The sequence below is a fragment of the Vibrio bivalvicida genome (genome assembly GCF_001399455.2).
GTDB classification, from domain to species: domain Bacteria; phylum Pseudomonadota; class Gammaproteobacteria; order Enterobacterales; family Vibrionaceae; genus Vibrio; species Vibrio bivalvicida.
The window spans coordinates 128,845-150,134 of record NZ_LLEI02000083.1 but is presented as its reverse complement, the minus strand read 5'-3'; the positions used below and the strand labels follow the sequence as shown (position 1 = coordinate 150,134).

The window sequence follows — 21,290 nt, the reverse complement described above, 5'->3', positions numbered from 1 at the left end:
GAGCTTTGCTAAATGGAAAAGCTTACCTGTACGAACAGGTAAGCTTAGTGTGATTAGGCCGCGCTTAGGTGAGTGGTGATGTATGGCTGCCAAGCATTTTGGTACAGTTCTTTAGACTCACTGCGCATATTACGAATTTGTGCCATTTCAAACTCGTTGTAGTCTCGCGCCTCAACTGCTGCGGCGCGTTCAATCTTTTGAATGCGTTCATAGATGTCGTGTTCTGGACCACTTTTAACGTCAGCAATGGCTTTAAGGTGAAGCTGTACTTCGGCAATTAAGTTAGTTTTTGGAAGCTGAACTAAGACGTTCAAATCGCGGTAACCTGACTCAGCGGGTTTCTTAAAACGGTTTTTTACTTTTACAACCGTGGTTTCGCGATTTAGTACTTCATATGCAGACATCAAACCTTCGATATCGTCGGCGACAATTGTTGCGCGGGCTAGATCAGTGATGCGCTCAGCTTGGCCATTAAGTTCATAAGCAACTTTTTCTTTTGCACGGTCAGACGATTTAATGCCAGCGAAGAAAGATTCAGTTGAAGTGAGCAGGGCTGTACTTTTACAGATGGTTTCAAGTTCAGCTTGGGCTTGGTGCGCTTTGCTATACAGCACGTCGAAATCGGTGTATGGCTGAAGTGGAGTCGTCGACATTGATTTAATGCCGTAAAGGCCGCTTAGGTTGTGTTTGAATGCTTTGGAACACACTTCGTTCTGGTTCGTAGAACGGTTTTCCTCGTTACCCGGCGCAGTTGGAATAGCAGCAAATGCAGGTGCACGGCTGAGCATTAGAAGCATCAGGGCCGTAGTTCGCAGAAATAGGCTCATTCACTCTCCTTAGATGTGTAGGGCTTAGCTAATAAGTTGTCGAAAAAGGTTTCAATCACTAGCGCTACTCATCTCTACATAGTTAATGGGGGCTCTTTGTGCGATTCCAATCGCTTTCCCTTAGACTGTTTAAAAAAGCTTGAACAGTCTCGCATTTCCTTGGTGCTTAATTAGAGTGCAGCCCTATTCAAAGGTTCATCTTCAATATGTAACTAAGTATAAAGACTGAAAATGAACCTAATCTGAATGAAGTATTCAGACAGGAGTTTAAGTTGATATACCACTTCCCATCGCTTTCAGGTAGCCTATGCACCACAAAGTCAGTAACAGAGAAAGAGCATGAAAGACCCAGAGTTTTGGCACGGTAAATGGGCGGCAAACCAAATTGGTTTTCACCTAGAAGATGTTAATCCGCTATTGATTAAGTATTGGCAGCACACGAATCCAAGTCACGACGATGATGTGTTTGTTCCTTTGTGCGGGAAGTCAGAAGATTTAGTCTGGCTTGCGACTAAGCATTCGGATGTGCAAGGGGTAGAGTTGAGCAATATTGCTGTACGCGCTTTCTTTGCAGAGCACTTCTACACACCAATGGTTATGCCGATAAATGGTCAGCATGAACTGTTTCAGTTTGATGAGCTATCCATCTATGTAGGAGATTATTTCTCTGCGCCAATCAAACCTGTTGATATCGTTTATGATCGTGCTTCTTTGGTTGCTCTGCCTAAAGAAATGCGAGCGCAATATGTAGAACGGCTCAAATCGTTGCTTAAGCCTGGTGGACGAATATTGCTTGTCACTCTCGATTACGATCAGGAGCTTATGGCAGGGCCTCCATTTTCTGTACCTGAATCAGAGGTGAAGGAGCTCTATCGAGGCTGCAAAATTACTAAGCTAGAGAGCAATGAAGAGGCTGAAAAGCATCCAAAAATTACCAAACACGAATCAGCACGATTTGTCGAAGAAGTTTACCTGATTGAGACGATGTAAATAATAAAGGCTTGGTTATAACGACCAAGCCTTTTTCTATCGACTAAAGACCTTAGTAGATAATTTTAACTTTACCTGCACTGTGTTTAGCGTCCTCAATCGCTTGTTCGATAGAGTTGCGACGAGTGATTGCAACGCCAAGACGGCGGCGACCATCAATATCTGGCTTGCCAAACAAGCGAAGTTGAGTTTGTGGTGCAGCTAGGGCATTCTCAAGACCTTCAAATCGAATATCCGTTGATGTGCCCTGGCCTAAAATTACCGCAGAAGCGGCTGGGCCATAGTGAGTGATGTCTGAGATAGGCATTCCAGTGAATGCGCGTACGTGAAGGGCAAACTCGGAACTGTCTTGTGACATTAAAGTGACCAAACCCGTGTCATGAGGGCGAGGGGAGACTTCATTGAAGATCACGGTATCGCCTTTAACGAACAACTCGACACCAAAGATACCGTGCCCACCAAGTGCATTCACGACTTTTCCAGCGGCTTCTTGCGCGGATGATAGTGCTTTGTCTGTCATGTGCTGTGGCTGCCATGACTCACGGTAGTCGCCATCTTCCTGACGGTGACCAATCGGCGCGCAGAAGTGAACGCCATCGACTGCGCGAACGGTAAGGAGTGTAATCTCATAATCGAAGTCAATGAAACCCTCAACAATCACACGACCTGCTCCAGTACGCCCGCCTTCTTGAGCATAGTTCCACGCCTTGTCGATATCTTTAGCGGATTTGAGAACGCTTTGCCCCTTACCAGACGAACTCATGACTGGTTTACAGACACAAGGTAAGCCTACCGTTTCTACCGCAACCACAAACTCTTCATAATTGTCTGCAAAGCGATAGGGAGATGTTGTGAGGTTGAGTTCTTCAGCAGCTAAGCGGCGAATACCTTCGCGGTTCATTGTTAGTTTGGTTGCTTTTGCAGAAGGTACAACGTTCAAACCTTGAGTTTCTAACTCGACCAAAGTATCTGTTGCAATAGCTTCAATTTCAGGGACTACGTAATTTGGCTTTTCTTTTTCGATGATCGCTTGCAGTGCATCACCATCAAGCATATCGAGTGTATAACTGCGATGGGCGACTTGCATCGCTGGCGCATTTTCATATCGATCGCATGCGATCACTTCAAGGCCGAGACGTTGACATTCGATGGCGACCTCTTTTCCGAGTTCACCAGAGCCTAAGAGCAGAACGCGTGTTGCATGATATGCAGTTGCAGTACCGAACATAATTAACCCTAAAATTTGAAGAGGAATAGATAATTTTGCGAGCATGATACTCATAAAAACCCAAAAAGCAAACGTTTGCTTTTTGGGTTTTCCACAAGTGATAGCAGTTTCCAACGCTGATTAAACTCGATATAAAGAGCCGCTATTTTGCGTGGATCAAGACAAAGCTCAATTTTCTAGCCACTACTTGGGTGTTAATTGAGCAGTTGTATGCGCTTATTACGTAAATACTCATCTTTGGAGTTATAATCAATAGAAATAACAATTCCTAATATTATAGGGCTACCAACTTAATGCAGTTCGACCCGGAAAAATCCATAAAAATCCCAATAGATACGCTGACTGTTGGCATGTTTGTGACTGCAATAGAAGACAGTAAACGTGTAAACCTTGCTAATGCGGGACGTGTACCATCTAAACAAGCTGTTAAACAGCTAGTTAAAAATGGAGTTAAATTTGCGTGGGTAGACAAGGGATTATCAGCAAAAGGAAGCGTCTTTAAACCTGTTAAAGTCGTGGAAGAAGTCGATGAGCCGCAAGAAGCTTCCACTCCAGTGAAGCGAAAAAAGGTAAGTCGTTTTTCTCAACAGAAAAAAGCACAGAAGATAATCAAGGAAGCGAAGGGGCTTGCGCACAAGATCTTGACGCAAACATTCGACGGTCAACCGATACATGTCGATGAGCTGGACAGCCTCGCTGATGACATGATTGAATCTATTTTGCTTGATTCAGACGCGCTACATTGTGTATCTGCGCTACGTAGCAAGGATGAATACCTTCTAGAGCATTCCGTTAACGTTGCTACTTTACTGGTGACATTTGGTAAGCACCTTGGCTTACCACGAGATACGCTTAAACAAATGGCGATTGGCGGCATTATTCACGATGTTGGCAAGATCAAAGTAGATGATAAAGTTCTGCATAAACCAGCCCGATTAACGCCTGAAGAGTTTGAGCATATGAAGCTTCATCAGGTTTATGCTCAGCACATAGTCACGACCGTTGCAGGCTTAAGTGACATAAGCAAAGACGTGTGCTTAATGCACCATGAAAAGCTCGATGGCAACGGTTACCCTGCAGGGCTCAAAGGTGATGAGATACCTCTTCACGGGCGTATGAGCTGTATTGTCGACATTTATGATGCATTGACTGCAGATCGTTGTTACAAGCAAGGCATGAGTCCAGCAGAAGCGTTTAAGATTATTCTGAGCTTAACACCAAGCCATCTAGACAAAGAACTCGTGTATAAGTTTATTAACTGTATCGGCGTGTTCCCCGTTGGGGCTTTGGTTGAACTGAGCGACGGGCGAGTTGGTATTGTTTGGACGTCGAACGCGAATGAGCCGTTAAAACCAGAGATTAAGTGTTTTTACTCGCGCAAATATCACAGGTTTGTCGACGTTAGCTTTGTTGATATGAAAACAGCTAAGCTAACGATTAAAAAAGGCATAGCGCCCAGTCAATTGGAAGTCGACTCAAAACCATTTTTCGATGTATGATGCTAGCACTACCAAAAAAGTAAAGGCGCCAAATTAACGCCTTTCTTCATTTATAATTCCAAGTAAGTAATTGGTATGTCAGGGTTTAACGCTTCAAGTGTCGCTTGAGTATTCGCTAGGTGGCTGATTGTTCCTGCTTCCACTTCAACCAGAGCTGCGGCCTCAATATCATTTAGTCCTTGACGGTCGAGCAAAAGCTGAACTAGAGCAACTTGTAGTGGAGGCAAGCTAGGGTTAAACGCTGCGTTTTCTGCGTACGCACCTTGATAAACTTTGCCATCTTTCATTTTGATTGCCACACCACTTAGGTTGTGGGTGTATGGTGCATGGCTTCGGTTCAATGCGGTAATTGCAAGCTGAAGCAATTCATCTTGCTCATTACTTTGCTTACCGTGATCAACCGTGGTCATTAGTGCCGATTCGATACCAAGATCAGATGGTCCAAATGACTCAGGCAAGTATTCTTGAAGGGATTTACTATCGCGCTGTGGCAATTGAATTTTTAACTTGTCTGCGGTCGATAGCTCATTCATAAACTGACGACAATGACCACAAGGGCTAAAATTGATCGTAATGTCTGCAACGCCTTGTTCACCTTTCATCCAAGCATGGCTAATGGCGGATTGCTCTGCGTGAACCGTCTGCCCAAGTTGTACACCATCAAACTCTACATTCGCACCGAAGTAAAGTTTGCCAGACAAGCCGCGTACAATTGCACCGACATAGAAGTTTGAAAGTGGCGCATACGAATAAGCCGCAGCAAATGGCAGAAGGGCAACACGAAGTTCAGCATCATCTAGGCCAGAGATCGCGAGTAGTTGCTCAAACTGCTCTGAAGAAATCGTTGCGTCAAAATCGTCAGCAAGAAGAATAGGAGATAAGAAATCTGCTACGTTTTTTGGCACTTCAGATAGCGCCTGTTCAATGCGGCTTCTCATAGTGAGTCCTTTAATAAACATTGTTGATATCTTTGAGTTTAGAGCCAGAAGCTAATGTGTAAACTCCGATATTGGTATTACATTCTATGTAAAGGAGAGAATATTTCGGTGATCTGTGTCACGACAGTGATTGTAACGCGATTGCTTGTTGCATTATTTGAGTGATGTCACACATGATAACGATTGCAGCAAACAATTTAGTGATATGCGTCGAGCCACAAATTGCAGCTCGACTATAATCCATTACGCTGAAAGCCACACTGCAAGGGTAAAGAAAGAAGGGGCAAGGATTGATGTAATCACACCGCAAACGACTAATGCCAAAGAGCTAAATGCGGCATCTTGACCATCCTTCTCAGCACAGGTTGCAGTACCGAGCGCATGAGAAACTGTACCCATGGTTAACCCTTTAGCGATAGGGTGAGTAATATTAAGTAGGTTGTAGATTGGATAGGCCAAGATCGCGCCAAACAGGCCAACGATTAACACCAAAATTGCTGCGATTGCGGGCTCGCCACCGAGGTGACTAGAGACTTCCATCGCAATTGGAGTGGTGACCGATTTACCCAGTAGGCTCGCGATCAAAGAAATATCTGCTTTTAGGTAGACCGCGATCATACTTGATGTAAACATCGACATAATACTACCTACGCCGCAGGCTAACATGATAATACGCCAATTAGCGCGGATCTGCGGTAGTTGCTCATATAAAGGATAAGCTAACGCAACAACGGCAGGTTGCAGTAGGTAGTTGATCCACTGATTATCAGCGTAATAGGTTTCAAACGGTACTTTAAGGTAAGTAAGCAATGGAATGAGCACTACGAGGCTTACCAATAAAGGGTTCATAAAAGGGCTTCTAATCTTTTGGCATAACCAACGGGCAGCAAAGAAAACAAAAATAGTGACGATTAACCACATTACTTTTGTCCTCCTTTAAGCATTCGATCAAGCATCAGGCCAAGTAGAACTAGCACAATCAACGTACCACCAACTGCGCTGGCCAAGATAGGGAGAGCATTGGCGATCAACATGTCGAAGTGCTCCATCAAACCGACACTGATTGGGACAAACAGCAATACCATGTAGCGGATAAAAAGAGAAGCGCCCGGTTTTACCCACTCAGAAGGCACAAGTCCGCTCGCAAGCAGACCGAATAAAATCAGCATACCAATGATGCTGCCAGGGATAGAGATACCTAATAAGTGTTGAATATTAATGCCCGCGATAAGGCACAAAAATATCAGCCCCATAGATACGACGTATTGAAGCAAAGTTTTCGGCATAGTGTAAGGTCGTCCAACTGCTGAGCCTTCAGAGTACTGAAGGCTCGAATTATTCAAATGCCAACCCTGATTGTGAATAGGAATGATAGGGCTCAGCTAGGTTGTAGGGTGCAGGACTTGGTATTATTGTTATTTTTAACTACTAGGATACTCGCTTTTGTACGTATTGGTAGATGGATTTTAAAATAACGATTTTCTTTTCGTCACTTTCATGTTCGTGAACTAAGTTTTCCAAATTTAGCATGTAGTCTTCAATACGACTTTCGAAGTAGTCACGACAGTGCGTTGCCCAGCGTTGCTGCTCTGACTCATCGAGCGTCCATGGGAAGTTTCGCGCGCGATAGCGGAACAGCAGTGGCGCAATACGGTCATCACTAAATGAAATATCAAGCGCAGATAGGTTATTGGGGTCAGTTTCACGAATGATGCTCATCGCTGCTTTATCTGCCGGAGAGAAGAACCCATCGTAGAGCATGCTATCGACATCATTGCTCTTTTCATATTCCCGCTCGATGCCATATACACCAATCAGCTTTTCACGAATTTCAGGGTGCTTGCGTAGTAGAGCTAAGTTCTCTAGGCATTTTTCACGGTCAATACCAATTTTCTCGGCGTTTTCAGCAGTGAGGGTTTTAGCCGGAGCAAGAATAGGGCACTTATTGAGATGGATAAGCTTAACAGGGACTGGAAGCTCGTCAGGTGCAAGCTCAGAACGCTTAGTATACAGTCGCTCATTAAGCTGCTCGGTATCCAAATCCAATAGGGCTTGAGGGTCTTTCGCCAAATCAACACAAATGACCGCATTCTGATTAGTCGGGTGCCAAGCAACAGGAACAACCCAGCTAGTGTAGTTACACTCTTTGCCCAACATACCTGAAACGTGCATCAATGGTGTCATGTTGACGATGTCAATCAGCTCATTCAGCTTGCGCTTGTGACGCATACTTAGAAAGTAATCAAATAATTTTGGTTGTGCCTCTTTAACCTTTTTGGCCATTTCAATCGTCGCGATAACATCCGCCATCGCGTCGTGTGCGTTCTCATGCTCAATGCCGTTTTCAACAGACAAATGCTCTAGTTTAAAGCTAATAAAGCCCTCATCGTTTTCTGGCCATTTGACTCCTTCAGGGCGAAGCGCATAACACGCACGCATCACATCAAGTAGATCCCAACGTGAATTCCCGTTTTGCCAGCTCCATGCATATGGGTCGATAAAGTTGCGGTAACAGGTGTAGCGCGTTACCTCATCATCAAAGCGAATGCTGTTGTACCCTAAACTAATGGTGTTTGGGGTTGCCAGTTGTTCGTGGATCTTAGCGATAAACTCTGGCTCTGAAAGACCTTGGCTTTCCGCAGTTTGTGGCGTAATGCCTGTGATCAATGCGGCTTCTGGTGCCGGAAGATAATCCGCAGGCGGTTGGCAATAGATAACAAGAGGATCACCAATAATATTGAAGTCCATATCGGTACGAACACCCGCAAACTGACATGGTCGATCTTTCGCTGGGCTAGTTCCCCACGTCTCATAATCAAAAAAGAAAAACGTAGGTTGATGCTCTTGCTGCATTGTCTTTATTACCAAGGGTTTGAAATTCACTTGGGTATTAGACCACTGCCGTGACAACAAGGCAATGGAGTTAAGGGATTAGAAGGGCGAGAGGTCGAGTTTTGGGCGGTTGTGTGGCTTTTGCAATATCTCAGTAGCGAGATTTATTCACTATTTTAACTTTGGATTGAGAAACGGTAGAGACATAATCTTCCAACTCGCAGTATAGTAGAACTTCGGTGACTAATTGTTCGCCAGAATCTGTTTTAGTTTCTAACGGCAACTCGGTTTACTTGTATTCAGGTAGAGAGCCAAGTGATGAGTTCAAGCAGTATTTCGTTAGCTAACAATTATCGGGACCGATAGCTTAAACCTTAAAAAGGAGTTCAAAAGATGGTTACCTGTTATCTTAAGTACGTGATAGATCCAAAGAAAGTGAGTGAGTTTGAGCGGTACGCCAAAATGTGGATTCCGCTGGTCGCTAAATTTGGCGGACAGCACCATGGTTACTTTTTACCTTCTGAAGGTGCGAATAATATCGCCTTAGCACTGTTTACATTTCCAAGCCTGGCGGAGTATGAATCGTATCGTACCGATTCTTTTAAAGATGATGAGTGCATTGCGGCATTTAAATTCGCCGAGGAGACCGATTGTGTTATTAGCTACGAGCGAAGCTTTTTTAGACCCGTATTGGATTAAACTTTAAAACTACAAGGAGGGCTAGGTGAAGATTATAGTGTTGGATGGCTATCTTTCCAATCGTAGGTTGTGCATCGTAATCAATGATTGAGGAGGATTGTTTGATTAGCCACCTTTGCCAATGGAACAATCCAATCGGTCTACTTTTTGGACCCTGACTCAAATTTGATAGAAGTCAGCGTTTATTAATTATTTTACCAGTTAGGTAGGTTATATGGTCATGTCATTTACCACTGCAAGGATGCATATTGCTGAGATAGAGAGTCAAGTTTCACCTCAGGAGTGGCACGCTTTGCTGATGCGTGTACCTGAGATCTTAACGCCCTCTGTTGTCGAAAATTTGCCACCGTATTTTCATGCGATCAGCTCAGCTGACTTAGCGCAGGTTTGGCTTGATAGAATGCTGTCAGATAGTCGTTTACTGCAAGTAAAATCAGCCGCTGACGAGGTGATTGGTTTTCTATTTATTCATATAGAAAATCAGCGAGATGCTCATATTGGTTACTTGCTGGCTGAAGAATATTGGGGTAAGGGGTTAGCCAGTGAACTGCTCAAAGGCTTTATCCAAGAGGTCTCTATGTCTGAGCCCTGGAATAAACTGATAGGCGGAGTAGATCGCTCTAATCTTGCTTCTGCGCATTTGCTTAAAAAACTAGGTTTCGTCGAACGCGATGGTGGTGAAGGGCTAGTTGCTTTTTATGAGTATGCGATAGCCAAAAATGACTCGTCTAGTATGTCGTGAAATGAAAGAAAATGGCCGTTTCTGCCGACCATTTCCCATTATATGCTGAGTGCTTAGCCAGATCACGCTTGTTGCGTTTCTAGCTCTTCATCTTTTACTGTTTGCTTCATTAAGCGGCTAGTAATGCTGCCCGCTGTCATTGCGCCTGAAACGTTTAGTGCGGTACGTGCCATATCAATAAGTGGTTCAATAGAGATTAATAGCGCAGCGATAGTCACTGGTAACCCCATTGCTGGCAACACAATCAGGGCTGCGAAGGTTGCACCGCCCCCCACACCAGCGATACCAAATGAGCTAATCACAATAATGGCAATCAAAGAAAGGATGAAGTTGATGTCCATTGGGTCGATACCTACGCTTGGTGCGACCATTACTGCTAACATCGCAGGGTAAATGCCAGCACAGCCGTTTTGACCTATGGTTGCGCCAAACGAAGCGGATAGGTTAGCGATCGCTGGTGGAACACCAAGCTTGTTGATCTGCGCTTCAACGTTCAAAGGAATGGTTGCTGCTGAACTACGTGAGGTAAATGCGAAGGTCAGTACAGGCCAAATCTTCTGGAAGTACTCTTTAGGACTAATGCCTACGAAAGAGACTAAGATACCATGAACCACAAACATCAGCGCAATAGCCACATACGACGCGATGATAAAGCCGAGTAGATTAAGGATGTCTGAAGCACTTGAAGTGGCGACTACTTTTGCCATCAAAGCCGCAATGCCATAAGGCGTGAGTGCCATGATCATCTTAACTAAGCGCATAACAATAGATTGGGCCGCTTCTACAAAAGTGCGAATTGGTGATTCCAGCTCTTGCTTCTCAGCCATTACTTTACGCGCAGCAATACCGGTTAGTACACCAAAGATAACCACGGCAATGATAGAAGTAGAACGAGCGCCTGTCAGATCGGCAAATGGATTGGTTGGAATAAAGCTTACCAGCATTTGCGGGATAGTAAGATCACTCACGTGATCTGCACGCGTTTCTAGTGCCGCGATACGCGCTGTTTCACGAGCACCTTCAGTTAAGCCTTCCGCGCTTAGACCAAACGCTTGAGTAACAATAATACCTATCAAGGCTGATATTGCGGTGGTCGCAAGTAAAACTGAAATTGTTATACCAGAGATCTTTCCGAGAGCACCACCTTTCTCTAGCTTAACTACCGCAGCGATCATGGAAACCAAGACCAGTGGCATGATTACCATTTTTAGTAGGCCAACATAGCCACGGCCTACCACATTTACCCATTCAAGAGTTTGAGCGATGACAGGGTCACCTTCACCGAAAATGAGCTGAAGTGCTAATCCAAACACACTGCCCAAAACTAGGCCAAGTAAGACGAGTCGCGATAGGGTGTTCTCTTTTTTCTGTTGTCCATAGAGGAAAAAGAGAATGCCAACAAATATCGCTAACGATGCGATAACCACTACTGACATATATGAATATCCTTTAGTTTTTGGAGGTGATATTGATAAAAATAATATCTTATGGAATTTTATTCGGTATGAAGGGTAATGATTTGAAATGCTTAATTGAAGTTACAAAAGAGCATGAAATATAGCGAACAGTTATTAACATGCATCAATAGGGGGGAAGTTGTTCATATGAGGGTGAAACTGAGCAGTTTATTGATACTTTTTAATCAAGTTTCGCATCGCAACGGTATCTAGTATTTCTAATTTTTTGTTCGAGTGAGAAAACAGCGAATATTGCATGGCTAATGCGACATCAGCAGCATCAATTGGGATCAGCTTGGCAAGTGGACCAATCATAAGCGGCTGACAGACTTTCAACATGGTTTGGACGACCACCTCATCTTGGCGCGGTTGCTCTCTTAATCCTTTTAATGGCCCAGATCTAACAAATACCACTCGCTCAAAACCCATACGTTCAATGGTTAGCTCCATGCGCCCTTTACAGCGCAGGTAATGAGAAAAAGCACGAGCCGACGCACCATAGCTTGAAACCACGGCTATTTGCTTTACACCAAGCAGCTTCATCTCTTGAGCGATATCGCACACTAGCTGATAGTCAACTTTCTCTAGTGCTTGTTTTGATCCCGCCTGTTTGAGCGTCGTTCCTAAGCAGATAAAACCAAATTGTGGCCTTGGTTTCTCCTCTACCCACTCTTGGATGCGCAGCTCAGGGTGTTGAAGCTGTTCAAGCTTCGGGTGAAAGAAGGGCAGTGTGCGGCGGGTCAGGGCATAGATGTGCTTGATAGGGTCGCGTTCTAACATCTGCTTGATCAGCTCGTTACCTATCAGGCCTGTGCTGCCCGCAATAATTACAGTGATGTTGTTAGAGTTTTCCAAGATGAACAAACCTATCTGCAAATACACATTGGGTGAATGGTTGAGCATCTTACAATCAAACGTCGATGTCTGTGATCTGAAACAATATTGATACATTGAAAAGCAAAACTAAACCGCAGATAAAGCAGTGGATGGAAACCAACAAGACCTCGCACTTAGGCGAGGTCTGCTCTTGTGGTTAAGTTAATGATAGAGGAACTTTCTTTTGGTTACGTTGTGGTTTGTTCTGTTTTTGTTTTTTCGATTGTTGATTGGCAATCATAAAACCTCCTTGCACTATCAATGGGGAGAAAATATTGTCACGACGAAAAATAATGCACAGTTTGTGCCGTTATAAACGCTCTCCCTAGCTTAGAGAATAGGTGCTTTGACGAAAAATTTCAGTTTTGTTCTCAACTTGACGGATTATTCTACCAATCAGAAAGACAAAGGTTTGCTGGAAAAGCGTGTTAACTCTTTGATTTCAAGTTACACTCGTTCCAATAGGAACCGCTAAGGAAGGTAAGGGATGAACATAGAGCTTAGTACGCTTGCACCAACCCAAATTTATCATTTGATGACACAGACTGTAATACCAAGGCCCATTGCTTGGGTGTTGACTGACTCTGAACAAGGTAACTACAACTTAGCACCATTTTCTTATTTTACCGCTGTTGCAAGTAATCCACCTTTATTGATGTTTTCAGTCGGTAAAAAGCCTTCTGGTGAGGTGAAAGATACAACACGCAATGTGCTGGAAACCGGAAAACTGGTCATTCATATTGCGCATCATGACTCCGCCAACGAGGTGACTCAAACGGCTGCGACACTCGATCATGGCGAATCTGAGATTGAGGCGACAGGGTTAGAGTTAGCCGATTTTGATGGTTTTGATTTACCAAGAGTAAAAGATTGCCCAATCGCGTTTGCGTGTAAATTGTACGAAGTGAAAGAGATAGGCGAAGCGCCACAAAGCCTTATTTTTGCAGAAATCGAAAAGGTGTACGTCGATCCTAATGTTATCGGTGAGCGCAGTGATCGCTTGGTGGTTGACGCACTTAAAGTAAACCCTCTATCTCGTTTAGGTGGCAGTCAATATGCCACGCTTGAAAACGTCTTCTCTGTTGCAAGACCTAAGTAATAAAACTATGTTGAACCAAACTTATTCGGATGCTATTTGGCATCGTATTAACCAAAAAACCAAACCTTTGGGTGCGTTAGGACAGTTAGAAGCGCTTGCTCATCAAGTCGCACTGATTCAAAGTCAGGTTTATAGTGACGCCGTCACAAGTATTGAGCTTAGCAAGCCAATGGCAATTGTCTTTGCCGGTGATCATGGAATTGCTGATGAAGGTGTGAGCATTGCACCGAGCGCAGTCACACAACAGATGGTACTTAATTTTCTAGCAGGTGGTGCGGCAATCAACTGCTTTTGTCGAACCAATCAAGTTGAGCTTAGAGTCGTGGATACGGGCATTTTAATTCCCGTCGAGCAAGATGCGGACAACTTTATTGTGCAGCGATTAGGTAAGCGAACCAACAACTTTGCCAATCAAGCTGCTATGAGCCTAGTTACGGCAGAGCAGGGAATTGAACTGGGTAAGCAGCTAGTCAAAAGCATTATCGATGCGGGGTCAAACATAGTGATGTTTGGCGAGATGGGCATTGGTAACACCAGTAGTGCCGCCGCGATTCTAAGTGCTCTGAGTGGCCGAGCCGCTAAAGAGTGTGTTGGCCGCGGGACAGGGATCAGTGATGAGCAGTGGGTGAAAAAAGTCGAGCTTGTAGAAAGTGGCGTTTCACGCTGTGCAGGCTTAGGCATTATTGAAGTCCTTGCAGAAGTCGGCGGTTTTGAAATCGTTCAAATGGTCGGGGGATTCCTCGCCGCTGGAGAAAGCAACACCCCTGTTATTGTTGATGGCTTTATTGTTTCGGCTGCTGCCTACGCTGCATCGCTTATCGATCCAAGTTGTCGAGACGTGATGATTTTTGCCCACCAGTCTCATGAAGCGGGTCACCAATATTTATTGTCACAATTGGATGCCCGGCCTTTACTCGATCTTTCACTTAGATTGGGTGAAGGAACGGGGGCCGTTTTAGCCATGCCTTTAGTACGTGCAGCGGCTGAGTTCTACAACACTATGGCAAGTTTTGAACAAGCGGGAGTGGTTGTCGACTGATGCCTGCGCTTAAGTATCAATATCAGTTATTCATCTTGGCTTTGGGGTTCTTCTCTCGCATTCCAATGCCAAAAAATACGCCTTACAGTGAACAACGCATGAACCAAGCAGGGCGATATTTTGCCTTAGTTGGTTTGTTGCTCGGTAGTTTGTGTGCGTTGGTTCTATGGGCTTCTCAGCTTATTTTTCCTGCCAGTGTTTCCATCTTCACTATGATGATGTTCAGTCTGCTGCTCACTGGGGCATTTCATGAAGATGGTTTGACTGATATGGCTGATGGGATAGGGGGTGGAATGACGGTCGAACGCCGTTTGACCATTATGAAAGACAGCCGCATTGGAACATATGGTGCCAGTGCATTGGTCATGGTGTTACTTGGAAAGTTTGTCCTGTTGTCTGAATTGATTCAGTTTGAGCAAATTTTACTGTTTATCTTAGTGGCCTATACCTTAAGTCGAGCTGTCGCAGCCTCGCTGATTTATGATATGCCTTATGTTAGTGATAATGATACCAGCAAAAGCAAGCCTCTTGCTCAGCGACAATCAAGCACCGAACTTGTGGTATTGATTGTTAGCGGCTTGATTCCATGCCTATTGCTTGGTTTGACAACCACAGCGTTGTTGGTTGTCGTGATGTTGATCTTTAGAGGGGTGTTTAAGCGTTGGTTAACCGCTCGTATCGGTGGCTTTACTGGAGACTGCCTTGGCGCAGGCCAACAAATTGCAGAGCTGCTAATCTACCTCACACTGATCGCGATTGAGATAAATAGCTAATGACGATTCATTTGATTCTCGGTGGTGCGCGCTCAGGGAAGTCGAGTTTTGCAGAAGCCCAGACAGAAAATATATGCCTTGGTAATTCTAAACATTATGTCGCGACGGCGATTGCGTTTGATAATGAAATGAAACAACGAGTTGCCCATCATCAGGCCTCCCGTGGTGACAGTTGGATCGAGCATGAATGTCCGATTGACCTTGTCGGTCTAATTTCTCAATTCACAGCAACAGACGTGGTGCTGATTGACTGCTTAACACTGTGGCTTAACAATGTGATCTACAATGATGGCGCCACCCTCAATGACCACGCGATAAAGCAACAAGTCGAGAAACTCGTACTTGCGCTTGAGCACTCGAAAGCCGATATCTTAATGGTTTCAAACGAAGTTGGGTTGGGGGTTATACCTCTTGGCGAAGTCTCTCGGCTGTTTGTGGATCACGCGGGGTGGATGAATCAAGCCATTGCAAGAGTTGCGGATAAAGTGACGTTTGTGGCTGCTGGTTTACCAATGACCTTGAAAGAAACTAAAGAGAAGTAAATGCCAAAGACAATTAATATTTATCTTCTTCGTCATGGTAAAACAGTGGGAGAACCTGCTTTATATGGTCATACCGATGTTGAGGTGGCTGCTGATAAACAAGCCGAGATTTGCCGTATTCTCCTAAAACAAGAACTCGGTTTTGCTGCGTTGCAAACTTCACCGCTTAAACGTTGCTACGATCTGTCAAAGCTTCTCTATGCAAATAGACCAGCTCTTGAGTTCATGGTCAATGCTGATTGGAAAGAGGCATACTTTGGCGACTTAGATGGCGTTCCTTTTGCAAAGGCAAAGTCATCATGGCCTCTGTTGGATGCTTTTTGGCAAGACCCCAAGCAAAATCCACTGCCGAATTCGGAAACATTGAGCGACTTTTACAGCAGAATCTCAACCACTTGGGACGAGTTTGCTAGAACTGTCGACAAAGACACATTAATCGTCTGTCATGGCGGTACGATTAGAATGATTCTTGCGAGACTACTTGCGCTAGATTGGGGTAATGCCGCACTTTATTCGACATTGAGCATTGCTCACCAATCTTTAACCCATATTCAAATTACTCAAGCAGATCAGAACTATTTTCGGGTTTGCATGATAGGAAAACCGTTAATCGGAGCGAAGGAATTATCATGACCGCACCTAGCTGGAACTTATCCATTGCTTATCAAGATCTTAATGACCCAAAAATCGAACAAGATATCGAATTAATCAAACAGTGTATTCAAGCGTTAGGACTACATGTCGATAATCGCGAGTCGGTGTCTGTGACTCAGAATGCCATTCAGACCAGTGAAGCGGCAGGAAAGCTACTTGCGACAATCAATACATTTGCGCAGTGTCATGCGTCTATTGACGCAACGGACACCCAAGCCAAAGGTCTCGTTGGTCGAGTGGCTAAACTAAGCTCAGAGTTATCGCAAGCCTTTGCTCCATTCGAGAACACGCTGACCATGGCATCGGAAAACTTCATCAATGAGCTGCTGAGTCATGCCAGCCCCGATGTCGCAGGACAAGCGTTTCAAATTGAGTGTACACGCAGGTTTGCTAAGACCAAACTTAGTGTGGCGCAAGAACAACTGCTGACAGCCTTAGAAGTCGATGGGCGTGATGCATGGGGCAGGCTTTACGACAATATTACTGGTTCGCTGCAAGTGACTTTGGGGGATGGACAAAACAGCAAAGTCGGCTTCTCTCAAGCGGCTAGCATTTTGTACGGTACAGACTTTGAAAATCAAGAGCTTGCTTGGCGTGGCATACAGTCTGCGATGAAAGATAACCAAGAGTCATTCGCGGCTATTTTAAATGCTTTGGCGGGTTGGCGACTGACCGAATACCAAAAGCGTTCAGCCAAACAAGATGTACATTTCTTAGATCCAAGTTTGCACGGTAGTCGCATTCAAGCTGCGACGCTTGAGGCTATGATGTCGACAGCGAAAGATAACCGCAGTATTGGACAAAAAGCTGGCCAGTTAATGGCGCGAGTGCATGGTTTACAGCAGATGCGCCCGTGGAATCACCTAGCGGGAATGCCGAGTTTAACCGACGCTGAACCGACGATTTATAGTTTTGATCAAGCCATTGAAATTATTCGTGCTGCGTTTGCTCAAGTTGATATCGAGATGGCGGAGTTTGTTGATTTGATGGTGGTCAATGGTTGGATTGATGCAGAGCCGACAGAAAATCGCCGTTTAGGTGCATACTGTACTAAGTTCGCTGCGACACGCACGCCACTAGTGTTTATGACATGGGGTGGAAGCCGCTCTGATCTACTTACGTTAGCGCATGAGTTGGGCCATGCATTCCACAACTGGGTTATGCGTGATATGCCACTTTGTCAGACTCGTTATCCAATGACGCTTGCCGAAACGGCTTCGATCTTCGCAGAGAACGTTGTCCGTGACTACTTATTGGCACAAGTGCAAAACCGTGAAGAAAAGCTCGAAATGTTGTGGGAAGAGCTATCAAGCTGCTATGCATTGATGGTTAATATTCCGGTTCGCTTTGAGTTTGAAAAACGTTTCTACGAGCAGCGTAGTGACGGTGAACTTACTCCACCTCAATTGTGTGAACTGATGAGCAAAACATGGGTGGAGTGGTATGGAGAGTCGATGTCTGAGCCTGATCCATACTTCTGGGCAAGCAAACTGCATTTCTCTATTTCAGAGGTGAGTTTTTACAACTACCCATATTTATTTGGCTATTTATTTAGCATCGGTGTTTACGCACAGCGTGAAAGTAAAGGTGAGCAGTTCTACAGCGATTATGTCAGTTTACTACGCGACACAGGATCTATGATGGCTGAAGATGTGGTTGATAAGCACTTGGGGATGGATTTATCAAAAGCAGATTTCTGGCAACAGAGCATTGATCGTGTAAAAGCAAAGATTGATGAGTTTGAATTGTTGCTAGATCAAAAATAAACAGCGTAAAATCATGATACTATCAGTTAGCCGAGTAGATACTCGGCTAATTTGTGCAGCGAGAGCCTTCTTTTCCTCCCCCTAGTGAGGAATTTGATAAATTACGATGAGGCACAAGATTTGTGTCAATAAGTGGGATCACTTCTACATAATTTGTCGGAACAATTCATTAACATACCCGCTGTGCAATAAAGGAGTAGCGCATGACGAAAAACCTCTTTCGCCAATCTTTTCTTTTTGACAGCTTAGACTTAGAACAAGAAATGCCAGCAAATGAAATCACAGTTGCAGGTGGAGCTGTCTTTAAATTACATCAACGTGGTGTGCTGGAGGTGATTCCAGCGAATCTTTCTGATGAGAGTAAGCACATCATTATTTCGTGTGGCATTCATGGCGATGAAACCGCACCAATGGAAATTGTCGATAAAATCATTGCAGATATTCAAACGGGGTTTCAACCCGTAACGGATAGGCTGCTATTTATCAACGCTCACCCAGAAGCGACGAATGCACATACACGATTTATAGAGACGAATCTTAATCGACTATTTGACAACAAAGACTATGAGCCTTCAAAAGAGCTTGAAATTGCACAAGATCTAAAGCGCGTTGTGGCAGAATTCTATCAAGGTACACCGCAGGCCCAGCGCTGGCACCTCGATCTGCACTGTGCCATTCGTCTTTCGAAGCATTATTCTTTTGTCGTAAGCCCAAAAGTTCGTCACCCTGTGCGTAGTGAAGCATTAATGGAGTTTGTTGCGAGTGCTCACCTTGAAGCCGTGATGTTCTCCAATGCCCCCTCAAGTACCTTTAGCTGGTTTAGCGCTGAAAACTTTGGTGCTCAAGCGTTAACGGTAGAGTTAGGACGTGTAGCAAGAATTGGTGATAATGAGCTAGATAAGCTGGTTGCATTTGATCTGGCACTACGTGACTTGATTTCTAGTAGTCAGCCCGAGCATTTGCCACGTAAACCGATCATGTACCGAGTGAGCCGAACTATTGTTCGCATCCATGATGATTTTGACTTTTTATTTGATGACGGTGTTGAAAACTTTACCGCTTTTAAACATGGCGAAGTCTTTGGTCATGATGGAGATAAGCCCTTGATGGCGAAAAATGAAGGCGAGGCGATTGTATTCCCAAACCGTCACGTTGCCATCGGTCAACGGGCCGCGTTAATGGTTTGCCCAGTGAAGACTCGCTACGAGGAAGGGCAGATAGTCTACGATTAAAATCAATAGAGGCTTTCTATTTTAATGGCTTAACGGTATCGTTAAGCCATTATTTTTTCCGGGTTTATCAGGCAATTCAGCAACAACATGGAATTTACTCAGCTCTTGGAGCGTAGGCGTCAAAGGTGGATGCGCTTTGGCCTAGTATTTATTGTTTCTCTTTTGCTTATCAGCAGCTTGTATTTAGTCGTTGGTGAGGTGTTCATTTCACCCTTCCAAGAACTCTCTTCTCTTCAAGAGCAGTTGATCCTTCAACTCCGATTACCAAGATTGCTGGCCGCGATTGCCGTAGGTGCTTCGTTAGCGGTTTCGGGGGCGGTACTTCAAGTGTTGTTAGGTAATGTATTGGCCGAGCCAGGGGTGTTAGGTATTTCGGGCGGTGCCAGTGTACTTATGGTGTTGGTGTTGTTTTTTGTTCCGGCACTCGCAACGCCAGTAGGTTTTATGCTTGCGGCGGTAATCGGTGCGTTGGCATTTACCTTGCTCCTGGTATTTGTTGCGAAAAAAATGCGTTTAACCACAACGCGACTGCTTCTGGTTGGCGTGGCTTTGGGCATATTATCGGGTGCTGTCGTTACTTGGGCATTTTATTTCAGTGATGACCTTAGCTTACGTCAACTTATGTACTGGTTGATGGGCAGTATTGGCGCGGCAAGTTGGTATCACCATGTGCTAACATTGGTACTAATTCCGGTTCTCGTCTGGCTGTGCTGTAAAGGGATGTTACTTGACAAGTTGATGATGGGAGAGCAACACGCTAAGCAACTGGGTATTGATGTTGATGAGGCGCGTTGGAAGCTAATTTTTGCCGTGTCTATCCTAGTTGGCGGCGCCGTCGCACTCGGGGGTGTGATTGGTTTTGTTGGCCTAGTAGTCCCTCATTTACTTAGACTTGCATTTGGCAGTGAGAACCGTTACTTGCTACCTATTTCAGCTTTAGCCGGTGCTATGCTGGTGGTGTTTGCTGATTTGATTGCGAGAACGGCACTAAACTCAGCTGAACTACCTTTAGGTGTAGTGACTACCTCAATTGGCGCTCCAATCTTTATCTGGATGTTGGTAAGCAATCATGATTCACGTTAATAGCCTTTCTGTTGGCTCACGGCTACTACCTCTTTCGTTTGATGTTTCTCCGGGAGAGATATTGCACGTGATAGGGCCAAATGGAAGTGGGAAAAGCACGCTGTTATCGGCGGTAGCGGGTTTGCTTGACTTTGACGGAGAGGCAAAGATTTTCGAGCAAAATGTAAAACTCGCCTCTATCGAAGCCTTGTCTAATAGCCGAGCATTTTTGGCACAAAGTGATCGTCCAGCATTCAACCTCGATGTGGTTCACTATCTATCCTTGTCTTTGCCGGCGACAGTGCAGTTCGACTCGGTTCAAATAGCTGGTGTACTTGAAGAGCTTTCACACCTATTAGCAATAGATGACAAATTGCATCGCTCTATTCATCACCTATCTGGTGGAGAGTGGCAGCGAGTACGCCTGTGCGCAATATGTTTGCAGATCTGGCCAACGCTCAACCCTCACGCTAAGCTGCTTATTCTTGATGAGCCCGCTGCACCACTCGATATCGGCCAAGAGACACTTCTATATAAACTGATTCAGCGTGTCGCTGAAATGGGAATTACAGTACTAATGTCTAACCATGACCTCAATCGGACTCTAAAGCATGCAGGCAAAGCATTGCTGTTAGACAAAGGGGTATTACAAGGTGTTGGTGACGTAGAGCAAGTGCTTTCCGTCACAGAGTTATCTCGAGTGTTTAGAACCCCAGTAAAGCGTGTGCTCGTAGAAGGTTCCCCCGTCTTATTATTCGATTGAAACTACCACTAAAGGGTTATGTTTGGTGCGCAGTGCACCTAAATTGATCACTTTGGGGTACTGTGATGAAAGATGGTGTAAATATATTCTTATAAAACAATTAGTTAAGTTTTATTTACAAACTGGCACACAATTGGCAAGAGTAAGAGTGATACATTCTCGTTCTTGTTAGGCGGATTCAAGCAGAGGTTAGTGACTGTAGGTGGGAGCTGAACTGAAGTTTGATGAAGTCATTTTTTACTATGGCAGCTTACGCCACCTAAGGGTTTACC

Annotated in this window: 21 protein-coding genes; 13 read left to right on the top strand and 8 right to left on the bottom strand. The window is 44.7% G+C overall.

Annotation, left to right across the window (positions count from 1 at the left end):
* Positions 1-53: 53 nt before the first annotated feature.
* Complete coding sequence (locus APB76_RS20600) at positions 54-827, bottom strand: RelA/SpoT domain-containing protein (protein ID WP_054962484.1); 774 nt, start codon at positions 825-827, stop codon at positions 54-56.
* 339 nt (positions 828-1,166) lie between these two features.
* Between APB76_RS20600 and APB76_RS20595 the strand changes: the two genes are divergently transcribed.
* Positions 1,167-1,817 carry a thiopurine S-methyltransferase gene (locus tag APB76_RS20595; protein ID WP_049843956.1) on the top strand — a complete coding sequence of 217 codons (651 nt, stop codon included), beginning with the start codon at positions 1,167-1,169 and terminating at the stop codon, positions 1,815-1,817.
* Between the two features lie 52 nt (positions 1,818-1,869).
* On the opposite strand, the gene purT is transcribed toward APB76_RS20595, so the two are convergent.
* Positions 1,870-3,045 (bottom strand): formate-dependent phosphoribosylglycinamide formyltransferase, encoded by a 1,176-nt coding sequence (gene purT, locus APB76_RS20590; RefSeq protein WP_049844108.1) that lies wholly within the window; start codon positions 3,043-3,045, stop codon positions 1,870-1,872.
* Positions 3,046-3,338: 293 nt separating this feature from the next.
* Between purT and APB76_RS20585 the strand changes: the two genes are divergently transcribed.
* Positions 3,339-4,544 (top strand): HD-GYP domain-containing protein, encoded by a 1,206-nt coding sequence (locus tag APB76_RS20585; RefSeq protein WP_049843957.1) that lies wholly within the window; start codon positions 3,339-3,341, stop codon positions 4,542-4,544.
* Between the two features lie 50 nt (positions 4,545-4,594).
* Here the strand turns inward: APB76_RS20585 and cdd are convergent, their stop codons facing one another.
* The 4 genes from cdd to sbcB all read right to left on the bottom strand — a co-directional run bounded on the left by cdd (position 4,595) and on the right by sbcB (position 8,335).
* Entirely contained in the window at positions 4,595-5,482 is an 888-nt protein-coding gene (gene cdd / locus APB76_RS20580) for a cytidine deaminase (RefSeq protein ID WP_049844109.1), read from the bottom strand.
* A 243-nt stretch (positions 5,483-5,725) separates the two neighbouring features.
* Positions 5,726-6,403 carry a CidB/LrgB family autolysis modulator gene (locus APB76_RS20575; protein ID WP_049843958.1) on the bottom strand — a complete coding sequence of 226 codons (678 nt, stop codon included), beginning with the start codon at positions 6,401-6,403 and terminating at the stop codon, positions 5,726-5,728.
* Entirely contained in the window at positions 6,403-6,768 is a 366-nt protein-coding gene (locus APB76_RS20570; RefSeq protein WP_049843959.1) for a CidA/LrgA family protein, read from the bottom strand. The genes APB76_RS20575 and APB76_RS20570 overlap by 1 nt, the downstream gene beginning before the upstream one ends.
* A gap of 142 nt (positions 6,769-6,910) precedes the next feature.
* Positions 6,911-8,335: an exodeoxyribonuclease I gene (gene sbcB, locus APB76_RS20565; RefSeq protein ID WP_049843960.1), complete on the bottom strand. Its 1,425-nt coding sequence runs from the start codon at positions 8,333-8,335 to the stop codon at positions 6,911-6,913.
* A 372-nt stretch (positions 8,336-8,707) separates the two neighbouring features.
* Between sbcB and APB76_RS20560 the strand changes: the two genes are divergently transcribed.
* The gene (locus APB76_RS20560) at positions 8,708-9,013 is read left to right on the top strand and encodes an NIPSNAP family protein (protein ID WP_049843961.1); all 306 of its coding nucleotides are present in this window, start codon (positions 8,708-8,710) and stop codon (positions 9,011-9,013) included.
* 214 nt (positions 9,014-9,227) lie between these two features.
* On the top strand, positions 9,228-9,755 hold the full coding sequence (locus tag APB76_RS20555; protein WP_049843962.1) for a GNAT family N-acetyltransferase: 528 nt from the start codon (positions 9,228-9,230) through the stop codon (positions 9,753-9,755).
* Between the two features lie 62 nt (positions 9,756-9,817).
* Here the strand turns inward: APB76_RS20555 and APB76_RS20550 are convergent, their stop codons facing one another.
* Both APB76_RS20550 and APB76_RS20545 read right to left on the bottom strand, forming a co-directional pair.
* Positions 9,818-11,191, bottom strand: a complete 1,374-nt coding sequence (locus APB76_RS20550; protein ID WP_049843963.1) for an L-cystine transporter — start codon at positions 11,189-11,191, stop codon at positions 9,818-9,820.
* 189 nt (positions 11,192-11,380) lie between these two features.
* Positions 11,381-12,067 (bottom strand): Rossmann-fold NAD(P)-binding domain-containing protein, encoded by a 687-nt coding sequence (locus APB76_RS20545; protein WP_237767932.1) that lies wholly within the window; start codon positions 12,065-12,067, stop codon positions 11,381-11,383.
* 508 nt (positions 12,068-12,575) lie between these two features.
* Here APB76_RS20545 and APB76_RS20540 point away from each other — a divergent pair.
* The 9 genes from APB76_RS20540 (at position 12,576) to btuD (ending at position 21,018) form a co-directional block, all read left to right on the top strand.
* Positions 12,576-13,187: a flavin reductase family protein gene (locus tag APB76_RS20540; RefSeq protein WP_049843965.1), complete on the top strand. Its 612-nt coding sequence runs from the start codon at positions 12,576-12,578 to the stop codon at positions 13,185-13,187.
* A 7-nt stretch (positions 13,188-13,194) separates the two neighbouring features.
* Positions 13,195-14,226 carry a nicotinate-nucleotide--dimethylbenzimidazole phosphoribosyltransferase gene (gene cobT / locus APB76_RS20535; RefSeq protein ID WP_049844110.1) on the top strand — a complete coding sequence of 344 codons (1,032 nt, stop codon included), beginning with the start codon at positions 13,195-13,197 and terminating at the stop codon, positions 14,224-14,226.
* Positions 14,226-14,999 carry an adenosylcobinamide-GDP ribazoletransferase gene (locus APB76_RS20530; protein ID WP_049843966.1) on the top strand — a complete coding sequence of 258 codons (774 nt, stop codon included), beginning with the start codon at positions 14,226-14,228 and terminating at the stop codon, positions 14,997-14,999. The genes cobT and APB76_RS20530 overlap by 1 nt, the downstream gene beginning before the upstream one ends.
* Positions 14,999-15,541 carry a bifunctional adenosylcobinamide kinase/adenosylcobinamide-phosphate guanylyltransferase gene (gene cobU, locus APB76_RS20525; protein ID WP_049843967.1) on the top strand — a complete coding sequence of 181 codons (543 nt, stop codon included), beginning with the start codon at positions 14,999-15,001 and terminating at the stop codon, positions 15,539-15,541. Before APB76_RS20530 ends, cobU begins: the two co-directional genes overlap by 1 nt.
* Positions 15,542-16,174 carry a histidine phosphatase family protein gene (locus tag APB76_RS20520; protein WP_049843968.1) on the top strand — a complete coding sequence of 211 codons (633 nt, stop codon included), beginning with the start codon at positions 15,542-15,544 and terminating at the stop codon, positions 16,172-16,174. It begins immediately after the preceding gene.
* Positions 16,171-17,961, top strand: coding sequence for a M3 family oligoendopeptidase (locus APB76_RS20515; protein ID WP_054962483.1), 1,791 nt, complete (start codon positions 16,171-16,173; stop codon positions 17,959-17,961). The genes APB76_RS20520 and APB76_RS20515 overlap by 4 nt, the downstream gene beginning before the upstream one ends.
* A gap of 203 nt (positions 17,962-18,164) precedes the next feature.
* Positions 18,165-19,193 (top strand): succinylglutamate desuccinylase, encoded by a 1,029-nt coding sequence (locus APB76_RS20510; RefSeq protein WP_054962482.1) that lies wholly within the window; start codon positions 18,165-18,167, stop codon positions 19,191-19,193.
* Between the two features lie 87 nt (positions 19,194-19,280).
* Positions 19,281-20,276, top strand: a complete 996-nt coding sequence (gene btuC / locus APB76_RS20505; RefSeq protein WP_049843971.1) for a vitamin B12 ABC transporter permease BtuC — start codon at positions 19,281-19,283, stop codon at positions 20,274-20,276.
* On the top strand, positions 20,263-21,018 hold the full coding sequence (btuD, locus tag APB76_RS20500; RefSeq protein ID WP_054962481.1) for a vitamin B12 ABC transporter ATP-binding protein BtuD: 756 nt from the start codon (positions 20,263-20,265) through the stop codon (positions 21,016-21,018). Before btuC ends, btuD begins: the two co-directional genes overlap by 14 nt.
* Positions 21,019-21,290: the final 272 nt, after the last annotated feature.

Coding starts and splice junctions, on each gene's coding strand:
- APB76_RS20515 (WP_054962483.1), top strand. CDS start 16,171: ATGACCGCACCTAGCTGGAACTTATCCATTGCTTATCAAGATCTTAAT.
- purT (WP_049844108.1), bottom strand. CDS start 3,045: ATGTTCGGTACTGCAACTGCATATCATGCAACACGCGTTCTGCTCTTA.
- cobT (WP_049844110.1), top strand. CDS start 13,195: ATGTTGAACCAAACTTATTCGGATGCTATTTGGCATCGTATTAACCAA.
- APB76_RS20600 (WP_054962484.1), bottom strand. CDS start 827: ATGAGCCTATTTCTGCGAACTACGGCCCTGATGCTTCTAATGCTCAGC.
- APB76_RS20570 (WP_049843959.1), bottom strand. CDS start 6,768: ATGCCGAAAACTTTGCTTCAATACGTCGTATCTATGGGGCTGATATTT.
- APB76_RS20595 (WP_049843956.1), top strand. CDS start 1,167: ATGAAAGACCCAGAGTTTTGGCACGGTAAATGGGCGGCAAACCAAATT.
- APB76_RS20520 (WP_049843968.1), top strand. CDS start 15,542: ATGCCAAAGACAATTAATATTTATCTTCTTCGTCATGGTAAAACAGTG.
- APB76_RS20530 (WP_049843966.1), top strand. CDS start 14,226: ATGCCTGCGCTTAAGTATCAATATCAGTTATTCATCTTGGCTTTGGGG.
- APB76_RS20540 (WP_049843965.1), top strand. CDS start 12,576: ATGAACATAGAGCTTAGTACGCTTGCACCAACCCAAATTTATCATTTG.
- APB76_RS20560 (WP_049843961.1), top strand. CDS start 8,708: ATGGTTACCTGTTATCTTAAGTACGTGATAGATCCAAAGAAAGTGAGT.
- APB76_RS20575 (WP_049843958.1), bottom strand. CDS start 6,403: ATGTGGTTAATCGTCACTATTTTTGTTTTCTTTGCTGCCCGTTGGTTA.
- sbcB (WP_049843960.1), bottom strand. CDS start 8,335: ATGCAGCAAGAGCATCAACCTACGTTTTTCTTTTTTGATTATGAGACG.
- APB76_RS20510 (WP_054962482.1), top strand. CDS start 18,165: ATGACGAAAAACCTCTTTCGCCAATCTTTTCTTTTTGACAGCTTAGAC.
- APB76_RS20550 (WP_049843963.1), bottom strand. CDS start 11,191: ATGTCAGTAGTGGTTATCGCATCGTTAGCGATATTTGTTGGCATTCTC.
- APB76_RS20585 (WP_049843957.1), top strand. CDS start 3,339: ATGCAGTTCGACCCGGAAAAATCCATAAAAATCCCAATAGATACGCTG.
- btuD (WP_054962481.1), top strand. CDS start 20,263: ATGATTCACGTTAATAGCCTTTCTGTTGGCTCACGGCTACTACCTCTT.
- cobU (WP_049843967.1), top strand. CDS start 14,999: ATGACGATTCATTTGATTCTCGGTGGTGCGCGCTCAGGGAAGTCGAGT.
- cdd (WP_049844109.1), bottom strand. CDS start 5,482: ATGAGAAGCCGCATTGAACAGGCGCTATCTGAAGTGCCAAAAAACGTA.
- btuC (WP_049843971.1), top strand. CDS start 19,281: ATGGAATTTACTCAGCTCTTGGAGCGTAGGCGTCAAAGGTGGATGCGC.
- APB76_RS20555 (WP_049843962.1), top strand. CDS start 9,228: ATGGTCATGTCATTTACCACTGCAAGGATGCATATTGCTGAGATAGAG.